The sequence below is a fragment of the Thiothrix sp. UBA5583 genome (genome assembly GCA_002425225.1).
GTDB classification, from domain to species: Bacteria; Pseudomonadota; Gammaproteobacteria; order Thiotrichales; family Thiotrichaceae; genus Thiothrix; species Thiothrix moscowensis.
The window spans coordinates 5,640-18,064 of sequence record DILV01000024.1; the positions used below are offsets into that span (position 1 = coordinate 5,640).

The window sequence follows — 12,425 nt, forward strand, 5'->3', positions numbered from 1 at the left end:
GAAGACCCTCACCCCCCAGCCCCCTCTCCCAGAGGTAGAGGGGGAGGCAGAATTTTGCGCTATTCTCTTAGCCCCCCTACCTCTGGGAGAGGGGTTGGGGTGAGGGTTCTTCAACATCCCAGCAACTCCTTGCCAATCCGTGTAATCAGCTCACAACGCCACACCAGCCGCCCTTTGGTATTCCCCACCAACAAATTCTGCCAGTACAACCGCCGTATCAGTGTATCCTGCGGCCAAGTCGAATAACGCCCCAATTCTACTTGTTGCAGATAACTGCACAGGCTGGTCTGATCCTTGCCATCCTGAAACCGCGCAAACAATTGTCCGGGCAAGTTGCTGGCTTCAACACTTGCCTGCCAGTCATCCTGCCCACGTTCGATCGCCCGCAAACAGGCTTCCACCAGACGCGGATGCTGACCGCTAAACGCCAGCACTTCCTGCAACACCGTATCACTGACCGTCAATTCACCCTGCCGCGCCAGATACAGCGCCCGCACATCTTCCATACACACCGAGGGCAACGGCACTTCCTCCAACTTGTTGAGGAACGACATCGCGCCATGCTCGTATTTCATCGCCGCCAGCCGCTCGCCGCCGATCATCACCAGCCGGAATTCCAGCGGGTGCGCCTCAATCAGGCCGCGCAATTCCCCCGCCAGATCGCGCCGCGCGTCTTCCGCGCCATTCTCAAAACCTGTCACCAGCAGGAACAGTTCATCGCCATCCAGCAAACGCTGTTCCATCGCCTCCGACCATTCCCAACTGCTGGCGATGTCGGCTGCAAACCCGCACTGCTTACCCAGCCGCGCAAAATACTGGTCGCTGCTGGCTTTGAGGCTGGCGGGCGGAAAAATGTGCAACACATTGTTTTCGCCATACCGCGATTCGGCTTTTTCCTTGAGCGCCTGTGCGTAATGCTGGGTATTGAAACCTTCCTGCGCCAGCACCATCACCGGCATCCCGCCATCGACGTAGGTGAAAATGTCTTCCACAAACGAGCGCTGTTTCTGCGCCAGTTTGATGGGCGCGGCGGAAGCAGTGGGCGGCAATTTCAGCAAGCCGTTAAAGCGTGGCGCAGCACCGGGCGGTTTTTGCTGCAAGGCGCACAGCAACCGCTGGAATGCTTCGCGGTAGCGGGTTTCGTTGCTGTCGCCAAAATCCACCGCATGGACAATATCCAGAAACGGAAAATCGGGAAACTTGCCCCACACCACCGGCACAAAGAAAAAGCCCGTGCCTTTTTGCTTGAGGTTGAACATCAGCTCGTATTCATGCTGCACCCAGCCGGAATCTGCCGCTTCGGGGGTAGCAATCAGGATGGCGCAGCGTGACGAGCGTAACGCCTGTTCGATGGCTTGCGTGAAATTTTGCCCGCCGTACAATTCCCAAGCGTCAATGAACACCTTGTAGCCTTGTGCCACCAGATTGTGCGCCAACGCCTCCGCCCAGTCGTGCTGGGTGAAGCGGTAGCTGATAAAGATGTCGTATTGGTAAGCGGTCATCACAATTGCAGGCAGCCCAAGTTGGTGATGGCTAATGGGTTTACAGTTTATAGGATTTTTTATGCCGCTTGTCGAATGGAATTTGCAGGCTGCTGCCGATGAGTAAGGTCATTCTTGATGCCTCAGCAATTCTTGCCTGCTTGCTGGACGAGCCGGATGCAAACAAGGCTGTGTACCGGGCAATCTAGATTTGCAGGTTATCCGTTAACGGTCAGGCGGAACGCTTCGCCAGCTTGCCGTAAGCATAATACGCCGCACATGACCCTTCCGGTGACACCATCAGCGCCCCCAGCGGCGTCTGCGGATTGCATTCCTTGCCAAACGCTGGGCATTCCCACGGTTTCATCACCCCGCGCAATACATCCGCACACTTGAGGTGTTCCGGGTCGTGGGCACTGGCAGCGGCTTGCAAGTGGAATTTCTTCTCGGCATCGTAAGCCGCATACGCTGCCCGAATTTGTATTCCCGCATCGCCAATATTTCCCAGCCCGCGAAATTCGCTGTGTTCCCGCGTTTCGTATACCTCGGCAATCGCTTTCAAACCGGCGGCATTGCCCGCCTGCGGCACAATCCGCGCATACTGGTTTTCGACTTCGCAGCGCCCTTCCGCAATTTGTTTCACCAGCATCCACAAGGCTTGCAGGATGTCGAGCGGCTCAAAGCCGGTAATCACCAGCGGTTTGTGGTAGTCGCGGGTGACGAAATCATACGGTTGCGCACCAATCACCATGCTGACATGACCGGGGGCAAGGAAACCATCCAGCCGCAAATCCGGGTCGGTGAGGATTGCCCGCATGGTCGCTGGCGTGGTGATGTGGTTGCAGAACAGGGAAAAGTTTTTCAGCCCTTCGCGGTGTGCTTGCAACAGGGTCAGCGCGGTGCTGGGCATGGTGGTTTCAAAGCCAAGGGCGAAAAACACCACTTCGCGGTCGGGGTGTTTGCGGGCAAGCGCGAGCGCATCCATCGGCGAATACACCATGCGTACATCGCAGCCGTCAGCCTTGGCTTGCAGCAGGCTTTTGCGGGTTCCGGGTACGCGCATGGCATCGCCAAAGGTGGTGAAAATCACGCCGGGTTGTTCGGCAATCGCTACGCAATCATCCACCCGTGCCATTGGCAGCACGCACACCGGGCAGCCGGGGCCATGCACCATTTCGATGTTAGCGGGCAGCATCGCTTCAATGCCGTATTTGAACAGGGTGTGCGTATGCCCGCCGCAGAATTCCATCAGTTGCAACGGTGTATCGCGCTGGATGGTGGCTGCCAGTTTATGGATTTCGTCGACCAGCTTGCGAGCTTTAGCGGGGTCGCGGAATTCGTCGATGTATTTCATGCCTGCCCCTCCATCTGCCGCATCATGTCGAGTTCGGCTTGCATGTCGCCGAGTTCTGCCAGCAAAGCCAGGGTACGGGCGGCTTCTTCCTCGTCAAGACGGCTCATGGCAAAACCGACATGCACCAACACCCAGTCACCGACACATTGTTCGACGGAATGGACATCATCGACAATGCAGGCAATGTTGACTTCACGTTTCACCCCGCCGACATCGACAGTGGCAATAAGGTTGGCTGCGTCCACAATGGCAGTGATTTGACCGGGAATGCCGAGGCACATGGGTTGCTCCTTATGAAAACTTGCCGCGCAAAAAATCCCGCCGCGATACCTGCGTTTGACTGGGCGGTATCACCGGATTATGCGCTTGTTCATCCAGCACTGTCAGCATCACGTGCCGGGCGGTCAACACCGCAGCCGCCTGATCTTCAAACTGCAACACCGGTGAAAACAGCGAGCAAGTATAAAATGCACCGACTCCTGCCGATTGATTCGGCTGACACTCGTATGCGCCGGAGGGTAATTCAAGTGTAAGCGAATCCGGTGCAGCTACGACTCCCGTTTCAACTGACGGCAACCACACCAGATTCATGAACCATGGGCTGACCAACACGCCCAGCCAGCCATCTGCAAACGGCTGGAAACTGACTGCCTCGACCTGCAAACGCGGGTTAAGGATTGGCACATCACGCATCCGGGTTTGTTCCACCTCGCGGAAATACGCCTCCAACGCTGCAATGCGCGGGTCAGCCTGCATCAGGCAACACCATGAACTGGTGTTTGTCACCGTCACATTCCGGGCAACGCCAGTGGTCGGGCAGGTCGCGGAATGCTGTTCCAGCGGGAATCTGCCAATAGGCGTCACCCTGTGCCGGGTCATAGACATGCCAACAGATTTTGCATTCCATTCGCGCCTGGGCAGGAATACGCTCGGCATGACCGAGGTACGAACCTTCAAACGTGTTGAGTAATGCGCTCATTGCAATGCCTCACGGATTTCTTGCAAGCGTTCGCGGCTATCCGCCAAATCTTCGGGTGAGGCACACGCCACCAACGGCACTGCCACCACTTCCAGCGTGTTCAGGATCAAGGTGTCGGTGGAATTGTAATACTGCACCCACCAGACATGGCGGATACCGGTAGCGGTAATGCGGCAGTTGCCATAACCGCGTGACAGGATGGCACTCTTGCCCACACCCAGGGTTTGCGTAATGCATTCCAGATCTTCCGGGGAGAGCGGCAACAGGGTCAAGTTAATCACATGCCCCAGATGTTGCTGTTGCACCTGTTCCTGCAATTCCATCAACAAACCCGGTGCATTGATCACGCCTTCCGGCAAGTGTTGGCTATCCGGCAATGTCAGCACCGACGCGGCATCCGCAAAGGTCGCATCAAGAATCAAACCGGGAATCCCTGCCACTTCCAGGCTTTCATCCACACAGGTGTGAAGTGCGTCCACCGTGCGCTGCCACCACACACCGGGCAGGCTGGTTTCCTGAATTTCGATATGCCCACCATTGCCTGTATCAAACAGAATGCTGACTTCACCCTCACCCAGTATCTGGTTAAGCAGGCGTTTTTCAGCAGACGGTGTGGCGGACAAGTCGAGATATCCTGCCCCGACATCCAGCAACGTCTGAACCTGTTGCAACAGGGTGAAGATGTGCGGGTAATCCAGCAGATCGTCTTGTTCCGGCAATATCGTGGGGCGATACGTCGCCATACCCTGCGGCATTTGCATGTAGTTCAAGGTATCCTCTTCTTCAGGCTGTGAGCCAACACCCACAACAGGGATACCCAAAAGATTCATGTTCATCATGGTTGTGTAACTCCCTAATGACCACAACGAGCCATTGGCGCACCGACAACGGGAATACCGATGCCGGGCGCTTTGGCTAACGTGGAGGAGGCAATGAAATGATTGACCTTGCTCAGGTAGACATCCCAGTCGCGTATCCGGGTAATCACCCCCAGATACTCGCCATGACGTAAAAACAGCAAGGCGGGCCATTCGGTAATGCCATATTGTGCTGCCAAGGTTTTGGCGAACACCATCTCTGCCACCGCTGCGCCCAAACGCTTGTCAAAAACACGCAGCAATTCGGGCAAGACAACTGCCACATCCAGTGTTTCCGGGTAATGCTGGGGGTTGGCAGGCAGGAAGATAACCGTGTTTTCCTGCGGGTTGGCAAAAGCATCCAGGCTAGCCTGATCCGTGAGCAAGGCGTAGCCAAAATCAGCGGTCAAACGGTCAAGCAGGTTCATACTGGATTCTCCCGAGAAAACGTTCATCACCGATGCGGCAGGCTTGTGCCGCACTGGGGCGCTGGGTTTCGTAGTCGTGCAGATGCAAGGCGGCATGACCGGGTGTCTGGTCGGCTTGTAGCTGTGGGCGCGGGATAGCGTGGATGCCATGTTCCGCCAGATACGTCAGGGCAAGCTGTGCGGCTGGTTCGATTTGCGCTTTCACTTCAGGGCGTAGGCTACCGCCGAAATCCTCCAGTTCCACCGGCTGTACGCCAATCAGCAGCAAGTGTTCGGGGTAACGGTCGAGCAGTTGCGCCATTGCCAGCACTTCCTGAAAGCCGGTCTGGTGCAAGCTCATTTTTTTCGCCCCCATGAACCTGGGGACTTCACCATCCTCGATCCGTTTGAGTGTGCCGGGGGCAAGACCGTAGTCAATCGCATCGAATACCACCAGAATGTCGGCTTCTTCCACGTACTGCACCAGATAAATGCCTTGTGTGCCGCCATCCAGCAATTGCACATGGTCAGGGAACTGGTAATGGGTGTGCAGGTATTCCATTGCCCGCACCCCAAAACCTTCATCCGCCCATAACAGATTGCCGATTCCCAGAATCAATACTTTTTTCTGACTCATGGGCGATTATCCTTGAACATGCGCCAGCCGCTGATCATGGTGCTGATCAGGCTTTGGCGCGACATAATGTCTTCGCGGATGGCAACATACACATGGATCATCACAAAAATCAGGATGTACCACATGCCCAGATGATGCCAGGTATGCACATCCTGACTTTGCCCAAACAGCGGAATCACCCAGCCGAAGAAGCTATCAAACCAACTGCCTTCGCCCTGCCCTTCGCTATACAGTGCAAAGCCAGTGAGGATCATGAATACACTGCCCAGCGTCAGGAATAGGAACATGGCCACCTGTGCCAGCGGGTTATGCCCCGCGTACTTGCGCGGCTCCTTTTCCAGAAAGAAATACCAACGCAATTCAAACAAGGCTTCGCGCCAAAACTTGGCATTGAAAATCGGCAAACGGAACAACTGGCGTGCATGGTGATTACCTACAAACGACCAGTAAAACCTTGCCAGAAAACCGATGACGAACACATACGCCGCCGCAAAATGTGCAAAGCGGATGTAACCCATCAGGAAATGCTCACTCGCCTCCCCCGGCATGGTGGGCAGGGGGCTACCAATAAAATAGCCCGTTACCGCCAGCACGAGGATCGAGAAAGCGTTGAGCCAGTGCCACAGACGCACCGGTGTTTCATAGACGTAAACCGCCTGTTGCGTAGCCATAACTTACCTCCCGCGAGCAGTACTCCAAACCAGCGCCGCTGCCACCAGCAGGGCTACCCCGACCAAAATGCCGACATGATCGGGATTGCTGACAAAATGCACGAAGGCCTCCCATGCGTGGAAATCTGCGTGTTCTCCCGGATGCGCCATGACCGTTGTGCTGGCAAACATCGAACCCAATACCATCCAGTTACGTTTCATCGTGTCTTTTCCTCTGCTTGCTTAACGGACTTTGACAGTTGCCATTTCCTGACCGTCAGGACTCATCACATGGGTGGAACACGCCAAACATGGGTCGAAACTGTGCAAGGTACGCAGGATTTCCACAGGCTGGTCAGCGACTTCCACTTTGGTATTCATCAGCGCTGCTTCAAACGCACCGATATTGCCCGACGGGTCACGCGGCGAACCGTTCCAGGTAGTCGGCACGACACACTGGTAGTTTTTGATCTTGGTATCTTCGATCACAATCCAGTGTCCCAATGCCCCACGTGGTGCTTCGGTAAAGCCCACCCCTTTGGCAGATTTCGGCCAACTTGCCGGATTCCACTTGTCGATATTAGCGGTGGAAGAATCACCCGCTTTGATATTCGCCATGAGTTTGTCCTGGAAGTAACGCATTTTGTGCGCAGCCCATGAGGCTTCCAAACCGCGTGCAGCGGTGCGCCCCAAGGTCGAGAACAGCGCCTCCAGCGGCAAACCGAGAGTGGCAAGCAGCTTATCGACCGGCTCTTTGAATTCGGGGTTGCCTTGTGCGTAACCGATGATGTAACGCGACAAGGGGCCGACTTCCATCGCATGACCTTTCCAACGGGGTGCTTTGATCCACGAGTATTTGGCGGCTTCGTCAAGGGATTCAATCGCGGTACGTGTGCCTTTGGTGTTTGCCCCCAATGCGAAATTCGGTTCGGTAATGCCATCCCACGGGTGCAAACCTTTGCTTTCATCCGGGTATTTGTACCAAGAGTGGGTCACGAATTCCTGAATCTCATCGGGCGCACGCAAGTCAATCTCGTGGATTTCCTTGAGGTTGCCATTGATGATGGCACCGCGTGGCATCAGCAGGTTGCTGGCGGAATAATCATTGGCACGATCAGGAATATCCCCATACGACATCACCGATTTGGAGGACAAACCACCGCCATACAACCAGTCCTTGTAAAACGAGGCAATCGCAATCAGGTCAGGGATATAGACCTGATCAACGAACTCGATGGTCTGGTCGATAATGCTGGAAATCAGGTTGAGGCGCTCGATATTGATTGCACCAACCGCGCCGGTGTCATGGACATTGATTGCGCACGGCATCCCACCCACCAGCCAGTTCGGATGCGGGTTCTTGCCGCCGTAGATAGTGTGGATCTTGACGATTTCCTTCTGGAAATCCAGCGCCTCCAGATAATGCGTGACCGCCATCAGGTTGGCTTCCGGCGGTAGTTTGTACGCCGGGTTGCCCCAGTAACCGTTCATGAACGGCCCTAATTGCCCCGACTCCACAAACTTCTTGATGCGGTTCTGAATATCGCGGAAATAGCCAGGTGAAGAACGCGACCAACTGGAAATGCTTTGCGCTAAATCCGAGGTTGCCTTGGGGTCAGCATTCAGTGCCGAGACCACATCCACCCAGTCGAGCGCGTGCAAATGGTAGAAATGCACCAGATGGTCATGCACCTGCAAGCACAACTGCATGATATTGCGGATGGAGTTGGCGTTTTCAGGAATCTGGATACCCAAGGCATCTTCCACTGCCCGACAGGACGTCAGCGCATGAGTGCCGGTACAAACCCCGCATATCCGCTCAGTAAACGCCCAAGCATCACGTGGGTCACGCCCTCGCAAAATCACTTCCAGACCGCGCCACATCGTGCCGGTGGAAACCGCATTGCGGATCACATTGTTGTCGTCAAGGTTGACTTCGCAACGCATGTGACCTTCGATGCGCGTTACCGGGTCGACCACCACGCGCCGCCCGCTGTTATCCAGATTGAAACCGTTGGGTGTATTGATTGCGCCCATTATTGTTCACCTCCCTTGTCTTTGCGCTGTGCGTGTTTGACGGCACTGACAGCCGCGTGTGCAGCAACCGCAGCACCAACTACCCCAGCCACACCCATACCAATCTGATCAGCGTTGGATTCCACCCCAAACTGTTGGATGTCGGTCAAACGGTCGTAGAAACTGCCCTTGTCCCAGAAACCGTCTTCGGAACAACCGATACAGCCATGCCCAGACTGGATCGGGAACGATACCCCGCCATTCCAACGCACCGTCGAACAGGCGTTGTAGGTGGTCGGGCCTTTGCAACCGACTTTGTAGAGGCAATACCCTTTGCGAGCGGCTTCGTCATCCCACTGCTCCACGAATTGCCCTGCATCAAAGTGCGGACGACGGTAACATTTGTCGTGGATACGTTGCCCGTAGAACATTTTCGGGCGACCTTGGCGATCAAGCTCCGGCAAACGCTCAAAGGTGAGCATGTAGGCAATCACCCCGGTCATGACTTCAGCAATCGGCGGGCAACCGGGTACTTTGATAATTGGCTTGTCGAAAATGACCTTGTGTACCGGCGTAGCGCGGGTTGGATTCGGCGCAGCAGCTTGCACACAGCCCCACGATGCACACGAACCCCACGAAATGATCGCCTTGCAATCTTTGGCGACGTGGCGCAGCTTTTCCACAAACGGTTTGCCGGACTGAATACAGAACATGCCATCTTCGTTCAACGGCGGGTTGCCTTCTACCGCAAGGATGTAATTGCCTTTGTATTTGGTCATGATCTCGTCAAGAATAGCTTCGGCTTGATGCCCAGCGGCAGCCATCAGCGTGTCGTCGTAATCCAGCGAAATCATCGACAGCACCACGTCTTTAGCAAGCGGGTGCGCGGAACGGATGAAAGATTCCGAGCAACAGGTACATTCCAGACCGTGCAACCACAGGACGGGTGTGCGCGGTTTGGTTTCCATCGCTTCGGCAATTTTGGGTGCAAAGGCTGGCCCCAGCCCCAGAGCGGCTGCGGTCAAGCTACAGAATTTCAGGAAGCTACGACGGGTGATGCCTTGGCGGCGCATCACGTCGTAAAAGGTTTCTAGTTCAGGCATGTGGCTCCTCCTACCTGCAATGTGTGATTACCAGCGGGTAATACATAGATGCATAGCAAGAGACGTGCCAACACTACATACAATTGTTTAACAAGGATTTTTTTGTTTTTGCGGTTTATCAATGGAAAGCCGCTTATCAACTTTCCATTCTTTTCCGTAAACCTGGTTTTCAGCTAAAGCTAAGGTCGACCGTGAGTGGGTCTGGCATGTTTTCAAATACCCCTTGCACATCTTCCGCCGTCACCCCATCCGGCAAACCCAGTTTCAGATGAGCGTAGAACAACAGTTCGCTGGACATCGGTGCGGCGCGTTGCTCGCTTTCCAGTTCCTCAATGTTGACATTGAGGGCTGCCAGTTGTTGGGTAATATCGTGGATGATACCGGGACGATCCTGCCCCAACAGTTCCAGCGTCAGGGGTGTGATATTACGCGGGGCGGCTGCATCGCTGTGCGTGAGCAGGACTTGCAAGCCATCCTGCTGCAAGGCTCGCAGCGCCTGTTGCAAGGCAGCAACCTGCGCTGTCGGCAGGGTCACGTGGGCAAGACCAGCGAATTGCCCGGCAAGATGTACCATGCGGCTTTCCTGCCAGTTGCCCTGATGCGCCTTGACAGCTTCGGCAATGGATTTGACCAGACCAGAGCGGTCAGGACCAAGCACGGTAAGTACCAGTGAGGATTGCATGGAAACTCCTTGTTGCAGTTGTCATGGCTGGATTGTAGCAGTTTTGTAGAGGGCAAAAACGCGGTATAGGTCATGGATATAGCAGCAGAGCTAGCAGAATTGCACACACGGACAAGCCTGTAATCCATTTTGCCTTTGGCACAGTGCTGGGCTAAGCTGTGAGTATCTTGCCAACCACACCGAGGTGCAACGTGGGTGCAGTGCCAAAATCCAGCTATATGTCGCCAGACGAGTATTTGCAGTGGGAACATAGCCGTGGGGATGATGAAAAGTACGAGTACGTAGACGGGCAAGTGTACGCAATGGCGGGCGCGAGCCGCTCCCATAACCGTGTTGCCATGAAATTTACCAACCTGCTGTACAACCATCTGCAAGGTAGCTCGTGTGAGGTGTTCCAGTCTGACATGAAAGTGGGCATCCGTTCGCTGGAAACCGATCGCTATTATTACCCCGATGTACAAGTCAGTTGTGAGGAAGAAACCGAAACCTACGCCAACACCTCGCCATGCTTGATTGTCGAGGTGTTATCAGACAGCACCGCCCGCAAGGATCGCACCGAGAAACTGGCAGCCTACCGGCTGTTTGCAAGTTTGCAGGAATACGTGTTGTGTTCGCAGGATACGCCGCACATAGAGGTTTACCGGCGGGTACGTGACTGGGAACGGGAGATTTACACGGCGGGGCAAGTGTTAATGCTGGAATCGGTTGGACTGGAAGTGGCGGTGGACGATATTTACCGTTTCCTGATGTAACCCCGAATTCATGCTGACTCAGTGCGCCGTACAAACCATGCACGGGTCAAAGGAACGCACGATATGTTGCACGCTGACCGGCTCGGTTTCACCGGGTCGGATCGGCGCATTGACCAGTGCCTGTTCCAGTGCGCCGGGTGCTCCGTCACGGTCACGCGGGGAAAAATTCCAACTGGTGGGGGCAACTATCTGGTAGTTGAGGATGTGCTTGTTGCGCACCGTGACCCAATGCCCCAGGCTGCCACGCGCCGCTTCTACCAGACCAACCCCTGTGGCATTGGCGGGCAATCTGGCTGGCTGGAAAAATGGCTCACCGGGCTGGATGTTTCTAATCCATTGCTCCATCTGTGGCACAACCAGTGCCAACTCCAACAGGCGGGCGATCACACGGTTTTGTACATTGCCGCCGGAATGGGCAACCAGAGCACGGATCAGTGGGTGCGCGTTGACCATTTGCCGTGCCAATGCGCCAGTTTCCACCACTTGCCCAGCCAAACGCGGCGCTTTGTTCCAGCTATAGGCATCCGGCTTGCTGTAGTCGGGCAAAGTCACACCATGGCTGGGGTGCAAAGGTTCGGCGTTGCCGCTCATCCAGCTTGCGTGCAGGTCTTCGTGGATTTGCTCGCAAACGATGGCTTGCACACTGCCTGCATCCGGCTGCCACACGCCTTGCGCAAACAGATGGTCTGCCGCCCCTGCTTGCCGGTATGCGCCGTAGCTCATGAAACGGTCAGTTGCCCGCCCCAGTTTATCCAGTTCCAGCGCGTTTGCGATGTGCAGGAAATGGCGGCAATCGCTGCTAGCACGGTTAGCGCTTGCCAGCCAGTTTTCCAGCACTGGGAGCGAATCAAGTGCTGCCACCGCCTCTAGCGTGTCGCCAAACAGGGTGGTTTCCAGAAAGCGGCGGAATTGCTGCACCGTTGCCAACAGGCGGACTTTTTCGCGGCTGTCGATGCCTTTGCTTACGCCACCGGGTTGCAACGTGAGGGTATGTGGCCAATGTCCGCCGAGCGTGCCCATCAGGTGCATGAAGGCTGCGCGGGCAGGCAGTGCATCGCGGATTGCCGTGCCTTTGACGGCGGTGAAACGTTCTGCCGCAGCACTGTACCAGCTTTCCCCTGCGTAGATATTGCGGGCGAAATCCGGCATGAAAAACAGGTAGAAATGTGTCAGGTGGTCGGCAAGGTTTTCACATGCCAACAGCAGGTTGAGGCAATGTTGCCCGTTGGGTGGGGCGATAACGTTTGCCATGTCTGCCAAAGCGTAAGCGGCGGCAACGGATTGCGAGACGGAACAGATGCCGCAGATGCGCGGGGTGATCACCAGTGCATCATCGGGGTTTTTGCCTTGCAGGATTTGTTCGAAACCCCGGTACATTGGCACACGCACCCAGGCTTCGCGCACATGGTCGGTATCCATGTCGAGCTGGAGTTCGAGGTCGCCTTCGACGCGGTTGAAAGGGCCGAGGAAGGTGCGGGTCATGATGGTTCTTTGGGATTTCCCGTGG

15 protein-coding genes are annotated in these 12,425 nt (G+C 55.5%); 1 reads left to right on the plus strand and 14 read right to left on the minus strand.

Annotated elements, in window-relative coordinates; translation table 11 throughout:
• Window positions 1-110: 110 nt before the first annotated feature.
• From B2U47_RS08425 to B2U47_RS08485, 13 genes are all read right to left on the minus strand, one after another.
• Complete coding sequence (locus B2U47_RS08425; RefSeq protein ID WP_296674158.1) at window positions 111-1,502, minus strand: toll/interleukin-1 receptor domain-containing protein; 1,392 nt, start codon at window positions 1,500-1,502, stop codon at window positions 111-113.
• 211 nt (window positions 1,503-1,713) lie between these two features.
• Window positions 1,714-2,835 (minus strand): hydrogenase formation protein HypD, encoded by a 1,122-nt coding sequence (hypD, locus tag B2U47_RS08430; protein ID WP_296674160.1) that lies wholly within the window; start codon window positions 2,833-2,835, stop codon window positions 1,714-1,716.
• Window positions 2,832-3,116, minus strand: coding sequence for a HypC/HybG/HupF family hydrogenase formation chaperone (locus tag B2U47_RS08435; protein ID WP_296674161.1), 285 nt, complete (start codon window positions 3,114-3,116; stop codon window positions 2,832-2,834). The genes hypD and B2U47_RS08435 overlap by 4 nt, the downstream gene beginning before the upstream one ends.
• Window positions 3,117-3,126: 10 nt before the next feature.
• Entirely contained in the window at window positions 3,127-3,621 is a 495-nt protein-coding gene (hybE, locus tag B2U47_RS08440) for a [NiFe]-hydrogenase assembly chaperone HybE (protein WP_296674163.1), read from the minus strand.
• On the minus strand, window positions 3,581-3,814 hold the full coding sequence (locus tag B2U47_RS08445) for a rubredoxin (RefSeq protein ID WP_296674164.1): 234 nt from the start codon (window positions 3,812-3,814) through the stop codon (window positions 3,581-3,583). Before B2U47_RS08445 ends, hybE begins: the two co-directional genes overlap by 41 nt.
• On the minus strand, window positions 3,811-4,653 hold the full coding sequence (locus B2U47_RS08450; RefSeq protein WP_296674166.1) for a hydrogenase expression/formation protein: 843 nt from the start codon (window positions 4,651-4,653) through the stop codon (window positions 3,811-3,813). The genes B2U47_RS08445 and B2U47_RS08450 overlap by 4 nt, the downstream gene beginning before the upstream one ends.
• Window positions 4,654-4,667: 14 nt before the next feature.
• A complete protein-coding gene (locus B2U47_RS08455; protein WP_296674167.1) occupies window positions 4,668-5,099 on the minus strand; it encodes a hydrogenase-1 expression HyaE in 432 nt (143 codons plus the stop codon).
• Complete coding sequence (locus B2U47_RS08460; RefSeq protein WP_296674169.1) at window positions 5,086-5,715, minus strand: HyaD/HybD family hydrogenase maturation endopeptidase; 630 nt, start codon at window positions 5,713-5,715, stop codon at window positions 5,086-5,088. The genes B2U47_RS08455 and B2U47_RS08460 overlap by 14 nt, the downstream gene beginning before the upstream one ends.
• Window positions 5,712-6,386: a Ni/Fe-hydrogenase, b-type cytochrome subunit gene (gene cybH / locus B2U47_RS08465; protein ID WP_296674171.1), complete on the minus strand. Its 675-nt coding sequence runs from the start codon at window positions 6,384-6,386 to the stop codon at window positions 5,712-5,714. The genes B2U47_RS08460 and cybH overlap by 4 nt, the downstream gene beginning before the upstream one ends.
• Window positions 6,387-6,389: 3 nt before the next feature.
• On the minus strand, window positions 6,390-6,587 hold the full coding sequence (locus tag B2U47_RS08470) for a hypothetical protein (RefSeq protein ID WP_296674172.1): 198 nt from the start codon (window positions 6,585-6,587) through the stop codon (window positions 6,390-6,392).
• A gap of 21 nt (window positions 6,588-6,608) precedes the next feature.
• Window positions 6,609-8,402 carry a nickel-dependent hydrogenase large subunit gene (locus tag B2U47_RS08475; RefSeq protein ID WP_296674174.1) on the minus strand — a complete coding sequence of 598 codons (1,794 nt, stop codon included), beginning with the start codon at window positions 8,400-8,402 and terminating at the stop codon, window positions 6,609-6,611.
• Complete coding sequence (locus B2U47_RS08480) at window positions 8,402-9,484, minus strand: hydrogenase small subunit (RefSeq protein WP_296674176.1); 1,083 nt, start codon at window positions 9,482-9,484, stop codon at window positions 8,402-8,404. Before B2U47_RS08480 ends, B2U47_RS08475 begins: the two co-directional genes overlap by 1 nt.
• 169 nt (window positions 9,485-9,653) lie before the next feature.
• Complete coding sequence (locus tag B2U47_RS08485; RefSeq protein ID WP_296674178.1) at window positions 9,654-10,166, minus strand: glycine cleavage system protein R; 513 nt, start codon at window positions 10,164-10,166, stop codon at window positions 9,654-9,656.
• A 191-nt stretch (window positions 10,167-10,357) separates the two neighbouring features.
• On the opposite strand from B2U47_RS08485, the gene B2U47_RS08490 reads away from it, so the two are divergent.
• The gene (locus B2U47_RS08490; RefSeq protein WP_296674180.1) at window positions 10,358-10,918 is read left to right on the plus strand and encodes a Uma2 family endonuclease; all 561 of its coding nucleotides are present in this window, start codon (window positions 10,358-10,360) and stop codon (window positions 10,916-10,918) included.
• Between the two features lie 18 nt (window positions 10,919-10,936).
• On the opposite strand, the gene B2U47_RS08495 is transcribed toward B2U47_RS08490, so the two are convergent.
• On the minus strand, window positions 10,937-12,425 hold a 1,489-nt coding region (locus B2U47_RS08495), incomplete at its 5' end, for a nickel-dependent hydrogenase large subunit (protein WP_296674182.1).